This window comes from Agrobacterium sp. rho-8.1, from assembly GCF_033957725.1.
Lineage (GTDB): Bacteria > Pseudomonadota > Alphaproteobacteria > Rhizobiales > Rhizobiaceae > Agrobacterium.
This window is the reverse complement of sequence record NZ_CP192789.1, coordinates 238,419-257,109: the sequence shown is the minus strand read 5'-3', so window position 1 is coordinate 257,109 and position 18,691 is coordinate 238,419. Positions and strand designations below refer to the sequence as shown.

The 18,691-nt window shown below is 55.6% G+C and carries 18 protein-coding genes; 4 read left to right on the top strand and 14 right to left on the bottom strand.

The window, feature by feature from the left end; all coding sequences use genetic code 11:
- The 4 genes from RMR21_RS16020 to RMR21_RS16005 are packed head-to-tail and all read left to right on the top strand — an operon-like array spanning nucleotide 1 to nucleotide 3,494.
- Nucleotides 1-1,029: an ABC transporter permease gene (locus RMR21_RS16020; protein ID WP_498670469.1), complete on the top strand. Its 1,029-nt coding sequence runs from the start codon at nucleotides 1-3 to the stop codon at nucleotides 1,027-1,029.
- A 56-nt stretch (nucleotides 1,030-1,085) separates the two neighbouring features.
- Nucleotides 1,086-1,925: an ABC transporter permease gene (locus RMR21_RS16015; protein WP_498671729.1), complete on the top strand. Its 840-nt coding sequence runs from the start codon at nucleotides 1,086-1,088 to the stop codon at nucleotides 1,923-1,925.
- The gene (locus RMR21_RS16010; protein WP_498670468.1) at nucleotides 1,915-2,754 is read left to right on the top strand and encodes an ABC transporter ATP-binding protein; all 840 of its coding nucleotides are present in this window, start codon (nucleotides 1,915-1,917) and stop codon (nucleotides 2,752-2,754) included. Before RMR21_RS16015 ends, RMR21_RS16010 begins: the two co-directional genes overlap by 11 nt.
- Nucleotides 2,754-3,494, top strand: coding sequence for an ABC transporter ATP-binding protein (locus tag RMR21_RS16005; RefSeq protein ID WP_498671727.1), 741 nt, complete (start codon nucleotides 2,754-2,756; stop codon nucleotides 3,492-3,494). The genes RMR21_RS16010 and RMR21_RS16005 overlap by 1 nt, the downstream gene beginning before the upstream one ends.
- Nucleotides 3,495-3,859: 365 nt before the next feature.
- Here the strand turns inward: RMR21_RS16005 and RMR21_RS16000 are convergent, their stop codons facing one another.
- From RMR21_RS16000 to RMR21_RS15935, 14 genes are all read right to left on the bottom strand, one after another.
- Nucleotides 3,860-5,101 carry a glucoamylase family protein gene (locus RMR21_RS16000; RefSeq protein WP_498670467.1) on the bottom strand — a complete coding sequence of 414 codons (1,242 nt, stop codon included), beginning with the start codon at nucleotides 5,099-5,101 and terminating at the stop codon, nucleotides 3,860-3,862.
- Between the two features lie 542 nt (nucleotides 5,102-5,643).
- Nucleotides 5,644-6,549 carry an alpha/beta hydrolase gene (locus RMR21_RS15995; protein ID WP_498670466.1) on the bottom strand — a complete coding sequence of 302 codons (906 nt, stop codon included), beginning with the start codon at nucleotides 6,547-6,549 and terminating at the stop codon, nucleotides 5,644-5,646.
- 3 nt (nucleotides 6,550-6,552) lie between these two features.
- Nucleotides 6,553-7,563: an aldo/keto reductase gene (locus tag RMR21_RS15990; protein ID WP_498670465.1), complete on the bottom strand. Its 1,011-nt coding sequence runs from the start codon at nucleotides 7,561-7,563 to the stop codon at nucleotides 6,553-6,555.
- A gap of 23 nt (nucleotides 7,564-7,586) precedes the next feature.
- The gene (locus tag RMR21_RS15985) at nucleotides 7,587-8,900 is read right to left on the bottom strand and encodes an MFS transporter (RefSeq protein ID WP_498670464.1); all 1,314 of its coding nucleotides are present in this window, start codon (nucleotides 8,898-8,900) and stop codon (nucleotides 7,587-7,589) included.
- Nucleotides 8,901-8,942: 42 nt separating this feature from the next.
- Nucleotides 8,943-9,320 carry a MarR family winged helix-turn-helix transcriptional regulator gene (locus RMR21_RS15980; protein ID WP_498670463.1) on the bottom strand — a complete coding sequence of 126 codons (378 nt, stop codon included), beginning with the start codon at nucleotides 9,318-9,320 and terminating at the stop codon, nucleotides 8,943-8,945.
- A 223-nt stretch (nucleotides 9,321-9,543) separates the two neighbouring features.
- The gene (locus tag RMR21_RS15975; protein WP_498670462.1) at nucleotides 9,544-10,173 is read right to left on the bottom strand and encodes a hypothetical protein; all 630 of its coding nucleotides are present in this window, start codon (nucleotides 10,171-10,173) and stop codon (nucleotides 9,544-9,546) included.
- A gap of 314 nt (nucleotides 10,174-10,487) precedes the next feature.
- Nucleotides 10,488-11,645 (bottom strand): M20 aminoacylase family protein, encoded by a 1,158-nt coding sequence (locus RMR21_RS15970; RefSeq protein ID WP_498670461.1) that lies wholly within the window; start codon nucleotides 11,643-11,645, stop codon nucleotides 10,488-10,490.
- Between the two features lie 12 nt (nucleotides 11,646-11,657).
- A complete protein-coding gene (locus RMR21_RS15965; protein WP_498670460.1) occupies nucleotides 11,658-12,641 on the bottom strand; it encodes an ABC transporter ATP-binding protein in 984 nt (327 codons plus the stop codon).
- Nucleotides 12,638-13,636: an ABC transporter ATP-binding protein gene (locus RMR21_RS15960; RefSeq protein ID WP_498670459.1), complete on the bottom strand. Its 999-nt coding sequence runs from the start codon at nucleotides 13,634-13,636 to the stop codon at nucleotides 12,638-12,640. Before RMR21_RS15960 ends, RMR21_RS15965 begins: the two co-directional genes overlap by 4 nt.
- Nucleotides 13,636-15,201, bottom strand: a complete 1,566-nt coding sequence (locus RMR21_RS15955) for a gamma-glutamyltransferase family protein (protein WP_498670458.1) — start codon at nucleotides 15,199-15,201, stop codon at nucleotides 13,636-13,638. The genes RMR21_RS15960 and RMR21_RS15955 overlap by 1 nt, the downstream gene beginning before the upstream one ends.
- Nucleotides 15,202-15,205: 4 nt before the next feature.
- The gene (locus RMR21_RS15950; protein WP_498670457.1) at nucleotides 15,206-16,108 is read right to left on the bottom strand and encodes a polysaccharide deacetylase family protein; all 903 of its coding nucleotides are present in this window, start codon (nucleotides 16,106-16,108) and stop codon (nucleotides 15,206-15,208) included.
- Nucleotides 16,105-16,890, bottom strand: coding sequence for an SDR family NAD(P)-dependent oxidoreductase (locus RMR21_RS15945; protein ID WP_498670456.1), 786 nt, complete (start codon nucleotides 16,888-16,890; stop codon nucleotides 16,105-16,107). Before RMR21_RS15945 ends, RMR21_RS15950 begins: the two co-directional genes overlap by 4 nt.
- Before the next feature lie 4 nt (nucleotides 16,891-16,894).
- Nucleotides 16,895-17,764 carry an ABC transporter permease gene (locus RMR21_RS15940; protein ID WP_498670455.1) on the bottom strand — a complete coding sequence of 290 codons (870 nt, stop codon included), beginning with the start codon at nucleotides 17,762-17,764 and terminating at the stop codon, nucleotides 16,895-16,897.
- Nucleotides 17,761-18,687 carry an ABC transporter permease gene (locus RMR21_RS15935; RefSeq protein WP_498670454.1) on the bottom strand — a complete coding sequence of 309 codons (927 nt, stop codon included), beginning with the start codon at nucleotides 18,685-18,687 and terminating at the stop codon, nucleotides 17,761-17,763. The genes RMR21_RS15940 and RMR21_RS15935 overlap by 4 nt, the downstream gene beginning before the upstream one ends.
- Nucleotides 18,688-18,691 lie beyond the last annotated feature (4 nt).

The following is an 18,691-nucleotide window of genomic DNA, read 5'->3' as shown; positions in this document are numbered from 1 at the left end:
ATGAAAGAGTTTACTCTCATAGAGCTTGCCAAACGGGTCGGACATCTGCTGATAAGCCTGTTCGTGCTGCTGATCGTTACCTTCGTGATTGGTCGCATTTTGCCGACCGATCCCGTCGGTGCGATCGTCGGCGAACTGGCCGATCCCGCAGCCTATCAGGCGATGCGGGAACGGCTAGGTCTGGACCTGCCGCTTTATCATCAGTTCTGGTTGTATATGACCTCCCTTCTTCGGGGAGATCTCGGGACCGCGATCCTGACCGGCAACCCCGTAACCGAGGACCTCAAGAACGCTTTCCCGGCGACTTTGGAACTCGCAACATTGGCCGTTATCATATCGACGCTGCTGGGCGTTCCCCTCGGCATGACCGCTGCTTTCTTTCGCGACAGCTGGTTTGACAAGTTCACACGGGTTATCTCGCTCGTTGGTCACTCTATTCCGGTGTTCTGGTTCGGCATCGTGGGCCTTGTGATCTTTTATGCAGGGCTCCAGTGGGCTGGCAGTCCCGGGCGTGTGGATGTCTATCTGGAAGGACTTGTTGAGCCCAGAACCGGCCTGCTTCTGATCGACAGCCTTTTGGCAGGCGATACGGAGGTGTTCTGGAATGCAGTTCATCATATTATTCTTCCCGCTTGTATCCTCGCCTATTCAGCAATGGCTTACATTACCCGCATGACCCGCAGCTTCACCTTGGAGCAATTGAACCAGGACTATGTGGTCGCCGCACGTGCCAAGGGCGCTTCGAGCATGCGAATCGTGTCGCGCCACCTCCTGCCAAATATTGCCGTACAGCTCATCACCGTTCTCGCAATCTCCTATGGCGGCTTGCTCGAAGGCGCAGTGGTTACGGAGATCGTGTTTTCATGGCCCGGCATTGGTCAGTATATGACCAATGCATTGATGACGGGCGATATGAATGCGGTCCTGGCCGGGACGCTCATCATCGGACTGATTTTCATGATGCTCAACTTCCTCTCCGACCTCGCTTATCTGATTTTCGATCCCCGTACGCGAGAGGCCACGACATGAACACAAATCAAATCCTGGCCGCCCCTCGCCAGACCTCGGGCGCTTTCAGTCGCGCTATGGCGAGCCTCAAGAGCTTCTTCAAAAAGCTGGCGGATGAACCCTTGGGCATGTTCGGTTTTATCGTGCTTCTGCTTCTGGTCATCGTTGCAATCCTTGCCCCGTGGATAGCACCCTATAGTGCGACCTCACAAAATCTGTCACAGGCACTGCAACCCCCAAGCCTCTCCCACTGGGCGGGAACCGATGAGTTCGGACGCGACATTCTTTCGCGACTGATCTACGGCACGCGTATCACCATCCAGACAGTCCTTGCCGTTTCTCTGATCGTCGGTCCAATTGGACTGTTCATCGGGATTGTTGCCGGCTTCGCAGGTGGACGTATCGATGCTTTCCTGATGCGGGCGACGGACATCGTCCTCAGCTTTCCCTCGCTCATCCTCGCTCTCGCGTTCGCAGCGGCGCTCGGAGCCGGCCTCAACACCGCAATCATTGCCATTTCGCTGACTGGATGGCCACCGATTGCACGACTGGCCCGCGCAGAGACGCTCGTGGTGCGCAACACGGACTATGTGGCTGCGGCCAGACTTTATGGTGCATCCAGCACCAGACTGCTGTTGCTCTACATCGCACCGATGTGCATTCCCTCTGTGGTGGTTCGGCTGACGCTCAGCATGGCTGGCGTCATTCTGACGGCTGCGGCGCTGGGTTTCCTTGGCCTGGGTGCGCAACCACCGGATCCTGAGTGGGGCGCGATGATTTCCAACGGGCGCAAATTCATGCTGGATAACTGGTGGGTGGCCGTTATGCCGGGCATCGCCATTCTCGTCACCAGCCTTGCGTTCAATCTTGTCGGCGATACGCTTCGCGATATTCTGGATCCACGCCATGCCCGATAACGAAAGCATTCTTAAAGTTCAGGACTTGTCCGTCCGCTTCGGGCGAGCCGCAATCCCGGCTGTTCGGAACGTAAGCTTCAACCTTGGCGCAGAGCGTGTCGGTATCGTTGGGGAGTCCGGCTCTGGAAAATCCACCCTCGGCCGTGCAATCATGCGGCTCTTACCGCCCTCGGCAAGGGTCGAAGCTTCGACACTTGATTTCGAATCCTCGCCGTTGCTGTCTCGTAGCGAAAAAGCAATGCGAGGCCTTCGCGGCAACCGCATAGCGTTGATCATGCAGGACCCCAGATATTCCCTCAATCCCGTGTTGAGGGTCGGCAAACAGGTGGCCGAAGCGGCCCTTCTTCATCAGAAGATCGGCAAAAAACGCGCTTTCGAACTTGCGGCTGAGATGCTTGGAAACGTGCGTATTGCCGATGTTGAGCGAACCATGGATCTTTATCCGCACCAGATTTCCGGCGGCATGGGCCAGAGGGTGATGATTGCAATGATGTTGCTCGCCAAGCCGCGCCTCGTCATTGCCGATGAGCCGACATCGGCTCTGGATGTCAGTGTCAGAGGCGATGTACTGCGACTTCTCGACCAGCTGGTGCGAGAGAACAACTCGGCCCTTCTCCTGATCAGCCATGACATTCGCATGGTGGCATCCTTTTGCGAGAGAATCCTCGTCATGTATCAAGGGCAAGTCATTGAAACACTGCACAGCCTTGATGAGGCAAAACATCCCTACACGCGAGGTCTGATCGCTGCCATGCCGGATCCCAGGCGCCCTGTTGCCCGTTTGCAGGTTCTGGACCGGAAAACAATCAATGCGGCGGGGAGCCTATGATGATTGAGGTCAAAGACCTGTCTGTTTCGTTCGGTCAAGGCGATTCGCGCAAACAGATCGTAAAATCGGTGTCCTTCTCGGTCAACAAGGGCGAGACTCTGGGCATTATCGGGGAATCGGGTTGTGGCAAATCCACCGTCCTGCGCTCGCTCGCAGGGCTGGACCGGCATTGGCAGGGAACGATATCCCTTGCGGGAACGAACGTCGATCGCGAACGCAGCAAGGAACATTTATTGCTGGCGCAGATGGTGTTTCAGGATCCGTATGGATCTATCCATCCCCGCCACCGCATTGAACGCGTGCTTGCAGAACCAATTCGCGCGATGAACAGGGGGAGCGGCTTTGACCGCGTCGCGAGTGCCTTGGAACAGGTCGGATTGCCAACCAGCTTCGCTGATCGTTTTCCCCATCAATTATCGGGTGGACAGCGCCAACGCGTGGCAATCGCCCGTGCTCTGATGCTGGAACCGGACATCCTGCTTCTGGACGAGCCCACGTCGGCACTCGATGTTTCAGTTCAAGCCGAAGTGCTCAATCTTCTCTGCGATTTGAGAGACGAGCGAGCGCTCACCTATGTGCTGGTGAGCCATGATCTATCGGTCATCGCGCATATGTGCGATCGGGTCCTGGTGATGAAGGACGGTACTTTTGTCGACGAATTGACCCGATCCGATTTGCAACAGGGCATTACGAACGTCCCGTACTCGAAGATGCTTTTCGAGGAATCCATCAGCGGGTAAGGCGACCGGTGCAAAGGGCCAATCGAGCTCCGTCTGGTCGCTCGTCTGCGCCAGGCGCACCGCTTTCTTGTCCAATTCCTTGGTGAAATTCTTATGCTTCGGCATTCCGGCTTCCTGTCGACTCAAGAAACCTCTCCACTTTACCGATGCAAGTCCACCATGCCTTCTTCAGCGCTTTTGAGTTGGGCAACCATCCGCAGCCTGACGGAGCGTGAAAGACCATGAATTTATTGCTTTTGAGGGATAGCGAGAGGTTCTTCAGAACGGCCATCGCCCCATAGAGCTCGGTCACGCTCTTTCGATCTGCGCCGTCATGTCGCCAGAGCAGAGGCGCTAAGACTGCTCGGTGCTAAGGCGAGCCGCTTTCACGCGATCGTAAAACCAAGACGATCAAGACCGCGTTGAACTTCAGGCGCGGTCATGAACAGTCTCCAAAGCAGGCCTGTACGATAATTTTCCATCATAGCGACGATTGGCCCCTGGTCGATTGCAAGATGAGTATCGGCAATCCACCCTGATCCGGGCGAGAACGCGTCAACGAGCCCGTAGCGCCCCATGAGTTTACCGTCTGCGAAATTCAGGAAAGCCGTTGCGGCACGGGACACTTCCTCTGGAAGAAATGGAAAGCTCGACAGGGCAGCGGTTGGCGATATCACGTCATTGTCGTCCGTGGGAGAGTGGACCCGGTAACCTCCAGGACTATCGCTTGCCGTCATTCCCCACAGGTTTTGGTCCGGGTACTTATCACAGCCATATCGATAGTGGATCTGCGTATGAGCCTTGATCTGGGCCCAGTAGTCGCAATAGGTATCGCTCAGGCCTCTGGGGTCAAGCGCGCAGAACGAGTATTGAGATAAAAACAGAGGCCCGCCATACGGTTCTCCCAACGGAAGCACGATGTCGAAATAGGCGTTGCCGTTTCTCATATCGCCTGACCGTGCCCAGCCAGCGTGATAATTGACGGGGTCGATGGCATGCTGCTCAGCGCCTGCTCCAAGCACATAGCAGATCAGCGCCTCGTTCCAGCCAGTGATCGGAATGTTGCGGCTCCACCTGTGTTTCTTGCTCCAGTGCCACCACATCGGACCGTCGCCGCCGCGCGTGTACCACTTCCATTCCACGCCTGTGATCAATGCATTGGCTCTTTGTCGGAACCGTGTTTCATCCATCGTCGGGCGGGAGAAATATTGGCGAGCACAGATCAGGCCTTGCAGCAGCAGACCGGTTTCGACCAAATCACCGCCGTCATCCTTGGAACCAAAAGGAATGACTTCGCTCGTTTCGGCGTGCAGAAAATGAGAGAATGCACCGTGAAACCTCTGAGCCCTGTGCAAAGATTCCGCGATCGCGGTGGCGCGTTCCAACGCTTGGCTGCGCGTAATCCAGCGTCGCTCACTGCCAACCAGAACAGAAAGCAGTGCAAAGCCTGTCCCCGATACCGATGCGATGTCGTTGATAACCGTTCCATCGGAACGTATGCGATCTCTGGCCAATCCAGATGTGGGGTGACTTCCAAGCCAGAAATATTCGAACGTACGAAATTGAATTCTATCAATATCTTTTGAAAGTAAGTGACTGGACGCGGGACCAGTGTCTGTCGGTGGCATAAAGCGCTCAGCTCCTTTTAAGAACACGCTGCATGTCTTCATATAGGAGCGGTACGGCTTTTCCACACCATCCAATCGGATTATTGTCCAATATCAGCCGTCATCGATCAGAACCCAGCTGCGTCGCCCATTGAGGTGGTCTTCCATGGACGATCTTGCAGTCTCCTCCAGGCGCTGCAGTAACAGTCAACGATGTCGGCGTAGGATTTGAATATACGGTTCGAGAACCAGTTGGCGTGCATGAGTTGCCTGATGTTTTCGGATCGCTGAGCTTGTTGGACATGTGCCACCCTGTGTGAACCATGACGAGGATAGCGTGTGCGTCATCGGCGACGTTGCGGGGTATCACGGGCAGATGTGGGTTCATGGCATGGGTGTCAGATCCGCCATGGCTTCTCGAAAAATACCCACAGAGCGCAATATCTCCTCGTGACTAAACATTTCGCGCTTTTTCAGCGTCACTGGAGACGGAGTCCCATGACGCAAGATATCGTTCGCGATATGGGCTAGCAGATCGGAACCAGGCTCGGGGAGCCCGGCCTTCATCCCTCGTTGGACAGTGGATGTCTTTGCAAGAACTGGAAAACATGAGAGACGACACGCTCAGTCTCGATATCGGGAAAGAAATGTCCACCTGGGACGGCATGAACCTCAAGGTTGGCACAGAACGGGATCCAGACCGACGGCATGTCATAGAGCCTGGCCATGGCACCTGACTCTCCGTACAGGACCAATGATGGCGCTGCTACCAGCCGGTCGCGATCTTGGAGGTCATTGGCAAAGTCGACTTTCACAGCGGCTCTGTAGTCGTTGCAGCTTCCAGAAATTGCATCATGGTCATGCCAAGATGCACGATATGCCAACAGTTGATCCTCTGCGAAATCCGTCGCTGTCGCCCCGCCCCAGCCGAAAAGACAGGTCTCGTAAAACAGATCCGGATTGGCCTTGATCATTTCCTCCGGAAACGGTGCTGGTTGCGCAAGGAAAAACCAATGCCAATAGCTTTGCGCAACCTCCTTTCGAAGATCACTCAGCAACTCGACAGTGGGCACGATGTCCATCAGCGTCACGCTCGCAACAGCGCCTTCGTGATCCAGACAAAGACGGTGGGCAACACGCGCACCCCGGTCATGACCAACCACATGAAACCTATGGTGACCGAGGCGACGCATCAGTTCCACTTGGTCCGCAGCCATCGCGCGAAAGCTGTAGTTTGACTGGTTCGCGTCGGCCACTGGCTTGGATGACTGTCCGTAGCCGCGAAGATCCGCGCACACCACCCGGTAGCCGAGTGAGACGAGTGCTGGCGCGATTTTCGCCCAGAGCGCTTTGTTTTGTGGAAACCCGTGTAGCAATAAAACGGGATCCCCAATGCCTGCGGCAACATAGGAAATTTCGACACCGTTGACTGAGAGCGAACCGCTTTCAAAATCCGCAAATAGTGTCATGGGTCAAGCAACAATCTTGTCGACAGACACGCTGCGGTCCTGTGGACTGGCTGAAGCGGTCACAGCAACACCAACGAGATCGCTCACGTCGTTCAGGCGTTTGGCTTGCTCCTGCGAAAGCTGGATCGAGACCGCGCCGATATTGGCCTGCAACTGCGCCAGCGACCGTGGGCCAATCATCGGTACAGCGCCATGAATACCGGCCCAGGCAATCGCGACGCGGTCAGGACTTGTCTCGAGTTCCCCGGCGATTTCAAGCACAGTATCGAGAATGCGCGTGCGCTGCTCGCTGTTCTCGGCCTGGAAGACGCGCCCCCCCATTTTTTCTGCACGGCCAATTTCGCCGTTTCGATATTTGCCGGTCAGGACACCACCACCAAGGGGAGACCATGTTACAATACCGAGACCAAGTGCCTTGGCGGCCGGAAACAAATCGGCTTCGGGTTCGCGATGCACGAGGCTGTGCTCGAACTGCGCTGCGGCAATCGGTATTGCGCGGGTGAGTTCAGCGATGGTCACGGCGCGCGCAAGCCGCCAAGCCGGAAAATTCGACAGACCTGCGTAAAGAATTTTGCCAGCGCGGGCGAGGTCATCAAGCCCACGAACAATCTCTTCTGACGGGGTCAAGCCATCAGGATGATGAACCCAGAAAATATCGATCCGCTCGGTTTTTAGACGCTTGAGGCTGCTTTCCAGTGATGCGACCATAGCTTTACGGCTATTCCCTGTCATGAGACGGTCCGCATTGGGGGTCGCTCCATTGGTGTATTTGGTCGTCAGCACGAAATTTTCACGACGATCGCGCAACAGTTCTCCGATGATCTCCTCCGATTGGCCGAACTGATAGATGTCAGCTGTATCGATGAAATTGCCACCCGCCTCGGCATAGGCATTGAAGATTGCAGCGCTTTCTTCCGGTGTGGCGCCATGTCCCCAGCCTGTGCCGAAGTTAGCAGTACCAAGCGCGATTTGTGATACGCGCAAGCCGGTGTTTCCAAAGCTGGTGTAGTTCATGACATTTCCTTTTCAGGGGCCGGTCAGGCCATTTTGGGTTTGTGGGTGAGATCCGTTTTTTGAATGGCGAACACTGCGATGGCAGCAATCAGGCAAATCAAACCCGCAATATAAAAAGCGGGAAGATAGGTGGCGTAGAGACTGCGGGTTAGCCCCGCGCCCCAGGCGGCAAGAGCCGCGCCGATCTGGTGGCCGAAGAAGACCCAGCCGAAAACGATGGTCGCATCAGGCCCGAATTTCTCCGCTACCAATTTGACAGTGGGTGGAACGGTCGCCAGCCAATCAAGACCGTAGAAGACCGTAAAAATGGTGAGCTCATAGAACCCGAAATCGGTGTAAGGCAGATAGAGAAGCGAGAGGCCGCGTAGGGCGTAGTACCAGAACAGCAACCAGCGGCTGTCGAACCGGTCTGATAGCCATCCAGAGCCAATGGTGCCGATGAAATTGAAGGCCCCGATAGCTGCAAGCATGCCGGCGGCCATGACAGGTGCAATGCCGAAATCACCGCAGATGGCAACCAGATGGGTCTGCACAAGCCCGGTTGTTGTTGCCCCGCAGATAAAGAAGGTGCCGAATAAGATCCAGAATGTGCCGGACTTGGCAGCGATACGGAGCACGCGAATAGGTGCGACAAGCGTTTTTGCGAGCGATGGTGCGTGCGGTTCCGGCACAGGCGCTTCCGTCGCGCCGTAGGGCAGGAGGCCGATATCGGCAGGCCTGTCGCGCATTAGAAAGAGAACGACGACGGCGCTGAGGCCAAGCAACGCCAGCAGCAGACTGAGCGCAATGCGCCAGCCCCATGCTTCGGAAAGCGTGGCGAAGGCTGGGAGAAATATGACTTGCCCGGTGGCCACGCTGGCGCTGAGCAGGCCGATGACCAGACCGCGCTTGGCGACAAACCAGCGGGTGGCGACAGTCGCGCCAAGGACCATTGCCGTGAAGCCTGTTCCCAGCCCCACAACGACACCCCAAAGAAGGAACAGCTCGGCCAGCGTGGTCATCGCGAAGGATCCGACTACACCAGCCGCGATCAATGCAAGCGCGAAAACGGAAACGCGCTTCACCCCAAAACGTGTAATAAAGGCCGCGGCGAAGGGGCCGACGGCGCCGAAAAGAAGGAAGCGAATGGCAAAAGCCGCAGAAATATCGGCGACGTCCCAGCCGAATTCCTTCTGTAATGGGCCGATCAGGACACCCGGCGCGCCAACGGCACTTGCGCCAACCATCATGGTCAGAAAGGTCACCGCAACGATCACCCAGCCATAATGAATGCCGCGCTTCGACAAGGCGTATGCCATTGGCGACGTATTTGAAGCAGCGGGAGTTGGGTCTGCCATAAAGCTTCCTTATGCGGGTATATACATCATTTTGATTAAAAATCAGATCGAACGAAGGATATCCTGAAGCGCAGTCATCTTGATCGGGCCAAGCCGTTTTTCCATCGCAGCCTGACAATCGTCCCAGACAGGCCCGGCAATCTCCAGCATCTCCGTTCCTGCTTGGGTCAGCATGATGAGTGCCTCACGCTGATCGACGTCGCCACGGCGGGTTTCAACAAGCCCCATGCGCTCTATGACCTTAACATTTCTGCCAATCGTGGAGCGGTCAAGATATGCCTCTCGGCCAAGTTCACTGAGGCTTATGGGCTGCAAGCGTTCGATACGCCGCAACATCGAAAATTGCGCGACGTTAATGCCGACCGGCGAAAGCGCCTCGTCATAGAGTGACGAAACCTTCCGGGTCGCTTCGCGCAGCATTGTTGAATAACAGTGGGCCATAATGCGTGCATATACCCCCAAATTTTTTGTGTCAATATACTTTGAATATGCCCGTGGGCATGGTCACAAACCCAGATGTTTGACCAGCAGGCAATGTGCGAGACGAGGACCGCTAAGTGTCGACGTCTCGCAGGCGGGTGTGAACAGCATCGCTCGCGTCTTTACCCGTGAAGGTAGACAACGGGCACTGATTCCAGGGCCGTTACATCGGGGGCACAACGCCATTGGTGCCGACGACAACGCGGCCGCTTGACATCGATCCGTCAGCAGCCTTTTCCGATGGTACGAACACGGTCGCGCCTGCCTTTATGTCGGCGACGACGGCAGGTGCGAATGTGACGATAGGCGTGCCTTGAGGGATGGTGATCTTTTTCTCTTTTCCCTGATAGGTTAACGTAACGGTGTGGCCATCAATCGATTTGACCGAATCTGCGACCGTTGCGTTGGTCATGGAGCTATTTGGCTTCAGATCCCAGGCATAGCTTCCTTCGCCAGTACCCTTCATGGCTGCCGGAAAAATCAGGACTTCCAGGGCGCCGTCTCCACCGTCTGCCTTAGGCAATGATGCGATGCCCACAAAATCGCCGGGCTTGATATCATCAATAGATGCCTTGGCGACGCTCGAAACCTTGAAGTCATCCTTCAGCACGATCATGGCATCACTACCTTCTCGGGTCTTGACGGACAGGGTTTTGCCTTCGAGGCTTTCGACGGTGCCTCGGACACGGACCTGATCGGCAGCATAGGTGGCAGAGCCAACGGATAGGGCGAGCAACATGCCCGCGATGACCGATGTGCGGGTTCCGACGATGATTTTGGAAACGGACAGCATATCTTCTTCCTTTCAAAGCCCTATCGATTCAAACCACCGGTAAACGCGGGTTGGAAATCTGCCGGTGTAATTTCCTTATTAAGGGAAACCATTCCTGTGTCAGATCGTAAAGATTGTTGGCCAGCGGTTGTTCCGCGTGCAGTTTGGAAAAAGCGATCTCACCCCCCTGCCTCTAAGCTGAGCGGCCCTCTTGGAGTGACCAGTGTGGGGTTGTTACCTCAAGTCGTTTATCATGGATTTTGCAAACGGCACACGGTTCAGCGCACCTTGGGTCGAGCGCCCCATGGCTTCTCGATGATGCTTTTTAGCCGGTGCTAGCGGACTGAACTTCTCGTTTCCACAATGGAGGCAAGAAGGGCTGCACCGACTGGAATAATATCATCGTCAAACTTGTAGGATGGATTATGCAGCGGAGCGCTGTCCTCCTGGCCAATGAAAAAATAAGCGCCCGGAACGATCTTTAGCATATCCGCGAAGTCTTCGCTTGCCATGAAAGGTGGGCAATTCGCCGCCACCTGTTTTTGCCCCAGAAGCGAACTCGCTATGTCAACCACCGACTGCGTTTGAACAGGATGATTGTGAAGCACGGAAAAGACGTCGCGGATATCGACTTGGATTTCGACCCCGTAGAGCTCCTCGCAGCCTTTTGAAACCTGACGCATCTTTTTACGCACAAGCGCTCGCGTCCCTTCATCCAGAGCGCGGATCGTTCCACCCAGCTCCACCAAGTCTGGAATGACGTTATAGGCTGATCCCGCGGATATCTTCGTCACCGAAATGACGGCCGACGATATGGGAGAGACGTTTCGCGAGACAATTGTCTGGAAGGACTGAATAAGTGTATTCATGACAATGACAGGGTCGACCGTCGTGTCCGGCAGCGCAGCGTGGCCTCCTTTGCCCTGGATACGAATATCGAAGAAGTCTGCTCCCGCCATCGCTGGGCCGTTAGAGATGGCAACCGTTCCCTTGGGATGATGGGGTGCGTTGTGAAGCGCGTAGATTTCATCACATGGAAAACGCTTGAAAAGTCCATCTGAAATCATCGCCCGCGAACCGCCCAGCCCTTCTTCGGCAGGCTGGAAAACAAACATCGCGGTCCCGGCGAAGTTTTTCGTTTCAGCAAGGTAACGGGCAGCACCGAGAAGCATTGTCATGTGTCCGTCGTGCCCGCAGCCATGGAACCGGTTTTCAATTCGGGATCGGTATGGCAGATCGGTCAACTCCTGCATCGGCAAAGCATCCATATCTGACCGCAGCGCAACCGTCGGGCCGTCACCATTCCTTAGCAAACCAACGAGGCCTGTTTTGCCGATGCCGCGATGAACGTCTATGCCAAGGGCGTCTAGGTAGGTCGCGACAACATGGGAGGTACGTTCCTCTTCAAACCCGATTTCCGGATTTTGATGAAGATCGTGGCGAATGGAGACGAGATCGGGAAGAAATCCTGTGATGTGATCTATAATCGACATGGGGTATGGATCCTAAGCTTGTTCGCGTCGCAAATGGCATGCGACATCGGTGCCATTGCTCGTAGGCTCGAGTTGAGGCCGATCTGTCCAGCAGCGCTCAATCTTGATGGGACAGCGCGTAACAAAAGGACACCCTGAAGGTGCTGCAAGCGGACTTGGAATTTCGCCCGACAGAACGATCTTCTTACGTGCTCTTTGCGCCACGGGGTCTGCCAGCGGAATAGCCGATAGCAGCGCCTCCGTGTAGGGATGGCGCGGTGAACCGTATACGTCATCCGTCCTTCCCCGCTCGACGATGGTGCCGAGATACATGACCACGACATCGTCGGCTATGTGACGAACAACGGACAAATCATGAGAAATGAACAGGTAGCTCAAGTTCAGCTCTCGTTGAAGCTTCATCAGAATGTTCAGAACCTGCGAACGGATCGAGACATCAAGGGCAGAAACGGGCTCGTCGCATACGATCAGTTTGGGCGATAGTGCAAGCGCCCTCGCAATGACAACACGTTGTCTTTGACCACCGGATATCTCGTTCGGAAATCGGCTTGCCTGCGTGGCTGGAAGACCGACCATCTCCATAAGCTCAGCTACTCGTTTTGCGCGATCAGCGCGCGACCAGCTACGGATCCTCAAGGGTTCACCAATGCTGTCTGCAATCGTCATTTTCGGATTGAGGGCCGCACTCGGATCCTGAAAAATAATCTGCATCTCATTTGATATGAGGTCATTGCGCGCTTGTGGCTGCATGGAATGCAGAGGTTTTCCTTCGAAATGGATTTCGCCACTTGTGACGGACGCAAGCCCCAGAATTCCGTATCCTGTAGTTGATTTTCCGCATCCGCTTTCGCCAACGAGCGCCAGCGTCTTGCCGCGCTCGATGTCTATCGAGACTCCATCCACGGCCTTTAGCACCGCGCGCCCACCGGAGGCTGCTGGTTGGCTCACGTTGAAATGGATTTTCAGGTCCTTGACGGAGAGAATGGGAAAGGTCATGCCAGTTCAACCGTTCTTTCGGCGTGCCAACATTCACGCAGGTGAGTAAATCCCTCGACGGTGCTGCTACCTAGCGCAGGCTCGATGGCTGGCTGTGTTTCGCAAATCGCGTCGCTCAATGGACAGCGATTACGAAAACGACAACCATCAGGCCAGTTGCCGACATCGGGAACGGTGCCTTTTATGGTATTGAGTTCGGTCTTGCGTTCACCCGAAAGCTTGGGGATCGTGGTCAGCAGCAGTTTTGTGTAGGGATGAGCTGGCGCTGCAAAAACGTCGTCAACCAACCCGGTCTCCACGATCCTTCCCGCATACATCACGGCGACCCGATCGGCCATTTCAGCGACGACGCCCATGTCGTGAGTGATCAACAGGATGGACATTCCCGTCTCCTCTCGAAGGCTCTTCATAAGATCGAGAATCGACGCCTGAATCGTCACGTCGAGTGCTGTGGTCGGTTCGTCGGCAATGAGAAGTTTCGGCTTCGAGATCAGTGCCGCCGCAATCGAGACACGCTGGCACATGCCACCGGACAGCTCGAACGCATACTGGCTGTAGCGCCGCTCAGGGTCGGAGATGCCCACGCGTCGCATGATCTCAATGGCGGTCTTTTTGGCCTCTGCCTTGCCTGTTCCCCGATTGAGAATGAGTGCCTCAGCAATCTGGTCGCCGACATGCATCAGGGGGTTGAGAGCAGCAATCGGCTCCTGGAAGATCACGGACATATTCGCGCTGCGAAAGGCTCGGCGCTCTTTTGGATGCAAATTGCCCACATCGACATCGCAGATTCGAAGATGGCCCTGCATTTTTGCCGCATCAGGTAAAAGACCCAGGATGGATAAGGCCGTCATGCTCTTGCCGCAGCCACTTTCACCGACGATAGCGAGTATTTCGCCTTGCTTGATCGAAAGCTCGATACCATCGACAATCGTGGCGCCATCGATGCTGACGCGCAGCCCTTCCACATCAAGCAGTGGCGCCGATTGCCCAACCATCACGTGACCTCCTTGCCGGTCTTGCTTTCAGCCGCCACATGGGCCCAAGGACTGTAGGGATGTGCTTGCCCGACACGCATACCGTCGTGTCTGATCATAACTGCCGATGGCACCGCAAAATTCACCGGGTAGAGGGCATTGTCGACAATCTCCACCGGATAATGTCGCGACACCGCAGTTGCTATATCGTCGGCATCACGCTGGTCAATTTTGATTGTCGGCGTGCTGCTGTCGATGCGGGGGCGATGAAACGCGTCCTCAAGCGTTAACCCGTAGTCGACAACATATGATACGAGCTGTGTCAGGGCCGGAAAGATCTGCCGACCACCGGCCGCACCGATGGCCATGAACGGGTTTCCATCTTTGCGCAGTAAAAGTGGACACATGTTTGCGAGCGGCTTCACACCTGCAGCAATTGAGTTCGGATGACCGGGACGCGGATCGAACCACATCATACCATTGTTCATCAAGAACCCAGTTTCCGGTAGAGAGACCTTTGATCCGAACCGAGATAAAAGCGTGTTGGTAAGCGACACCATGTTTCCGTGGGCATCGACCACGCTGATATGGCTCGTACAATCACCATCCGGTGTCGCGGCCTGTCCCATTGTGGTCAACCGTTTTTGATATGATGTGCGTGCGGCCTTTGCATAGGCAACGGCAGACGCCGCATTCGGCATTTCGTCAGCCACAAGAGAACTTGCAAGCAATTCCATGGCGTCGATGAAGCTTGGCCCGCCGCTCAATCCCGGCATGACGTTGATCTCGAACCCTCGATAATCCATCGTCTTGGGTTCGACCCAACGCGGCTGATAGGAGGCCAGATCCTCCATGTCTATGGGCGATCCACCCGCGTTCAGGTCACGCACGAGACTTGCAGCGACATCGCCTTCATAAAAGTCACGCGCACCCGCCTCTGCCAGCCGCCGCAGAACCTTGACCTTGGCATTCATGGGGCGATAAACGTCTCCAGCGCGATCCGATGTCCGGGGCGGTTTCCCGTTTTCCAGGAAAATATCAGATGTCGTCTGGAACCTCGACAGCGTTGCCCATTCGGTTGCGATGCAGAAACAGGCATACCAGTCCATCAGCAGTCCGCGCTCGGCGTGTTCCATAGCAGGGGCCAGCGCCTCGGCCCAACTTAATGTTCCGTAGCGCTGGAGTGCTTCGGAGAAGCCTGCAATTGTTCCTGGGACGCAGATGGACGGATAACCAATGAGATTGGCGTCGTCTTTCACACCAGGCCAATTGAACCAGTCGCCACCATGATCGCCAATGATCGGATAGTTTCCTGGATCCAGTTTGCGCGATGACGTCACGCCGAAATCCAGACCTTGGACATCGCCCGTCTTGACATCGGCATAAAGCAGAAACCCACCTCCGCCGATACCTGAAAGCCAAGGCTCCACAGTACTCAGGACAAGGCCGGTGACGATTGCAGCATCCATGGCGTTGCCGCCTCTCGCCAGAACATCTGCTCCAGCTTCTGCTGCGAAGCGGTTCTGGGCCGAGACGATGCCCGCGCGATTTTCGACGGAAGGCTTTTGTATTGTCCAGGTCTGCATGAGGTCATTCCATAGTTGTGCGGGTCTTGAACCCCACGGGTATTTCGGCATTGACACGATATTTGTCGTGATTTGGCGAGTTCTTGTGGTGGTTGGCTATGTCTCCGACAGTGGCAACCCAGACATCTTTTTCGCGGGTTACGAGGTCGAGTAGCTTTTCGAGAAGATGGATCCGATGCGCCCTGCCGGAAATCCAGTCATGGACCGTCAGCATCAGCATGCCGCCATAACGGTGCAGGTTTTGCCACTCGTCACGCCATATCTCGAATACAGCCTGTGGCGATGCAGGCGACCAGTTGTCGGCTCCACCGCCGAGAAACTTGAAATAAATGGCGTCGTCGATCGCCCATTGCACCGGAACCTCAACCATATCGTCGATGACGTATGGATGATCAAAACCCGACAGGGACGTATCGTACAGCCCGTGCCGTTTGATCTCCGCCAGCATATGCGGTGTCAATTCCCACGCGGGCGAGCGAAAACCGGCCGGTTTAATCCCAGTTTGGCGCTGAAAAATCTCGAGGGATGTTTCAAGCGCCTGGGAGAACTCGTCGTCACTGGTCTGCGAGACGATTTCATGAAAGTAGCCATGCAGACCGATTTCGTGGCCACGTTCGACCATGGCTGGCAACAGCTCCGGATAGAACTCGGCCACCGAACCCGGCACGAAAAAACTGCCTTTGATATCGTATCTCTCCAGCAGGTCGAAAATGCGCCAGATGCCGACACGTGGACCATAGCGCCGTTGCTCCAGTTGACCCAGGTATCGCGGCGACGCGTCGTCCCGATTTTGCCATAGCCATGGAGAATCGGCATCGACATCGACGGAGAACGAGAATGCGCTTTTCTTGCTGTCGGGCCACTGATAATCGGGCCATGGGCCCGAGTTCTTCAAAAGAGGTGTCAAAGTGCACTCCTCTTGTCTTGAAAGACCGTCATGACCCCTGCGGAGTTGCCGCCGTCAACTGTCAGCGTAGCACCAGTGACATAAGCTGCCTTGTCGCCAGCGAGATAAAACAACGCGTCTGTCACATCCTTCGCCGATGATGCCCGACCTAAAGGGATGGTGTTGGTAACGGTATTGACGTGGTCGTCGGTAAGTTTGCTGACAGCGCTGCCCGCGGCAAAACCGGGCTCCAGCGCATTCACGCGGATGCCATATTCTGCCAACTCGAGTGAGAACCCCTTGGTCAAACGATCAAGCGCTGTTTTCGACACGCAGTAAGGCACGACGGTACGGCGCATCTTGCGGGCTGCGCCTGAAGAAATGTTGACGATATTGCCTCGTACCTGCTCCTTGATCATCAATAGAGCCATACCGCGTGTAATCGCAAAGGGAGCCCGTAGATTGATGTCGAATATCTGGTCCCACTCGGCAACATCGATATCGAGAAGAAAGCCGCTCGGGTAGATCCCGGCATTGTTCACCACGACATCGGGCGCGCCCCAGGTTGCTCCAACGGCCTCCACAAGTCCCTGTATGGATTTCGCATCGGTCAGGTCGCAGGTGTGAACAAATGACTGATCCGACAGCCCGAGCCGCGCAGCAAGTGCATCAAGTTCAGGTGTTCTTGCATCAGTAAGACACAGATGCGCTCCCGCTGAATGTAGCGCCTCTGCGATCCACTGACCGATCACGCCGCAGGCACCGGTCACAACGACCCTCTTACCGGAAAAATCGCTACTCATGAAACTACCTCATTTTTGGGTCGAAGCGATCGCGAAGCTGGTCGCCGAGCATGTTGACGGAAAGGACAAGGAGAAAAAGGCAGACGCCTGGGAAAGTGGCGATCCACCAAGCGGTTGCCACATAATTGCGACCCACGCTCAGCATGGCTCCCCAACTGGCGGTTGGCGGTTGAACGCCAAGTCCCAGGAAAGACAGCCCGGCCTCGAACAGCACCATCAAACCGAACTCCAGCGTGGCGACAACGATCAGCGCGCCCATGATGTTTGGCAAAACGTGCCGCAGAAGAACGTGGAAAGTGCTTGCCCCCATGAAGCGCGACAGCCGCACGTAAGGCATGTTGGCAACAGAGAGCGTTTGGCCATAGGCAACCCGTGCGTAGCGTGGCCAGCGGGTGAGTGCGAGGACGATCACGACATTGACGAGGCCCGGACCGAGGATAGCAACCGTGATGATTGCCAGCAGGATGGCAGGGATGGAAAGGAAGATGTCGGTCAGACGCATGATGATCGTTTCGACGGCACCACGGGCGTAGCCCGCCACCATTCCAAGGGCCGTGCCGACAAGACCGGAGAGAATGACAGACGAGAACGCGACAAAAAGCGACACCCGCGCCCCGTATATCAGACGGCTCAAGAGATCGCGGCCCAGTTCATCGCTACCTAGCGCATAAAACACGTTGCGTGCGGTCGTACCCGGTACTTTCAGGCGACCCAGTAGATTTTGCGTGTTGGGATCATAAGGCGCGATCAATGGTGCAAAGATCGCAGCCGAAACGAAGAGCGCCATGATGACGATGAATGGGAGCGCCTTGACAGTGCGACGCAGGCGCTTTGAGTTTGCGCGCGGAGATGCTGCAGAAACTGCGCCGCTCATCGTTTGATCTCCAGCCTGATGCGTGGATCGACCACGCTGTAGAGGATATCTGCCAGTATGTTCAGCGCGATGGTGACAAAAGCCCCCATGATGACAACGCCCTGCACAACAAGAAAATCTCTGGAAATGATTGACTGCACGGTCAACAATCCGAGACCCGGCCAGGCAAAGACCGTTTCAACGATCACGGCACCGGCCAAGAGATTGGAGATTTCAAGTGCAGCAACGGTGATGACGGGTATGGAGGCATTTCTGAGAAGGTGTTTTGCGACCAGACGTCCCATTGGCACACCGCGGGCGCGTGCTGTCCGAACATAGTCTTTGGAGATTTCGTCGATCAGGGCCGTGCGTGTGACGCGAGCAAACGTCGCCATGCTGATCAGGCCCAAGGCAATGGAAGGCAAGATCAGGTGTTCGAACCCGCCTGCCGATGATGGCGGCAGCCAACCGAGTTTCACGGCAAAAAACATGATGAGCAGGATGCCGCTCCAGAATGTGGGAAGGCTTTGGGCGGCCAGTACGACGCCTGCCAGAAACACGCTGACCGGATTACGGTGAAACAGGGCCAGGAATATTCCAACGGGAATGCCAATTCCACAGGCAACGAAAAGTGCGCCGCCCGCAAGCATCAACGTGTATGGCAGTCTCGACGCGATGATATCGACAACCGGTATATTCTGGATGACGGATCGTCCAAAATCGAGCCTGACCAAATCCACGAGAAATGAGGCGTATTGCACAAGAAGCGGCCGGTCGAAACCAAGGGACCGTCGCATTGCTTCAATATCCTGAAGCGATGCGGTCTCCGGCACGAGCAGAAAGGTCGGGTCGCCGGTCAGACGCTGAAGAAAGAAAATCAGTGTCGTAACACCGAACACCACGACCAAAGCCTCGCCCAGACGTTTGATGAGAAAATGTTTCATGTTG

Coding starts and splice junctions, on each gene's coding strand:
- RMR21_RS15985 (WP_498670464.1), bottom strand. CDS start 8,900: ATGGCAGACCCAACTCCCGCTGCTTCAAATACGTCGCCAATGGCATAC.
- RMR21_RS16005 (WP_498671727.1), top strand. CDS start 2,754: ATGATTGAGGTCAAAGACCTGTCTGTTTCGTTCGGTCAAGGCGATTCG.
- RMR21_RS15970 (WP_498670461.1), bottom strand. CDS start 11,645: ATGTCGATTATAGATCACATCACAGGATTTCTTCCCGATCTCGTCTCC.
- RMR21_RS16020 (WP_498670469.1), top strand. CDS start 1: ATGAAAGAGTTTACTCTCATAGAGCTTGCCAAACGGGTCGGACATCTG.
- RMR21_RS16000 (WP_498670467.1), bottom strand. CDS start 5,101: ATGCCACCGACAGACACTGGTCCCGCGTCCAGTCACTTACTTTCAAAA.
- RMR21_RS15980 (WP_498670463.1), bottom strand. CDS start 9,320: ATGCTGCGCGAAGCGACCCGGAAGGTTTCGTCACTCTATGACGAGGCG.
- RMR21_RS15945 (WP_498670456.1), bottom strand. CDS start 16,890: ATGAGTAGCGATTTTTCCGGTAAGAGGGTCGTTGTGACCGGTGCCTGC.
- RMR21_RS16010 (WP_498670468.1), top strand. CDS start 1,915: ATGCCCGATAACGAAAGCATTCTTAAAGTTCAGGACTTGTCCGTCCGC.
- RMR21_RS15990 (WP_498670465.1), bottom strand. CDS start 7,563: ATGAACTACACCAGCTTTGGAAACACCGGCTTGCGCGTATCACAAATC.
- RMR21_RS16015 (WP_498671729.1), top strand. CDS start 1,086: ATGGCGAGCCTCAAGAGCTTCTTCAAAAAGCTGGCGGATGAACCCTTG.
- RMR21_RS15975 (WP_498670462.1), bottom strand. CDS start 10,173: ATGCTGTCCGTTTCCAAAATCATCGTCGGAACCCGCACATCGGTCATC.
- RMR21_RS15940 (WP_498670455.1), bottom strand. CDS start 17,764: ATGAGCGGCGCAGTTTCTGCAGCATCTCCGCGCGCAAACTCAAAGCGC.
- RMR21_RS15955 (WP_498670458.1), bottom strand. CDS start 15,201: ATGCAGACCTGGACAATACAAAAGCCTTCCGTCGAAAATCGCGCGGGC.
- RMR21_RS15995 (WP_498670466.1), bottom strand. CDS start 6,549: ATGACACTATTTGCGGATTTTGAAAGCGGTTCGCTCTCAGTCAACGGT.
- RMR21_RS15965 (WP_498670460.1), bottom strand. CDS start 12,641: ATGACCTTTCCCATTCTCTCCGTCAAGGACCTGAAAATCCATTTCAAC.
- RMR21_RS15935 (WP_498670454.1), bottom strand. CDS start 18,687: ATGAAACATTTTCTCATCAAACGTCTGGGCGAGGCTTTGGTCGTGGTG.
- RMR21_RS15960 (WP_498670459.1), bottom strand. CDS start 13,636: ATGGTTGGGCAATCGGCGCCACTGCTTGATGTGGAAGGGCTGCGCGTC.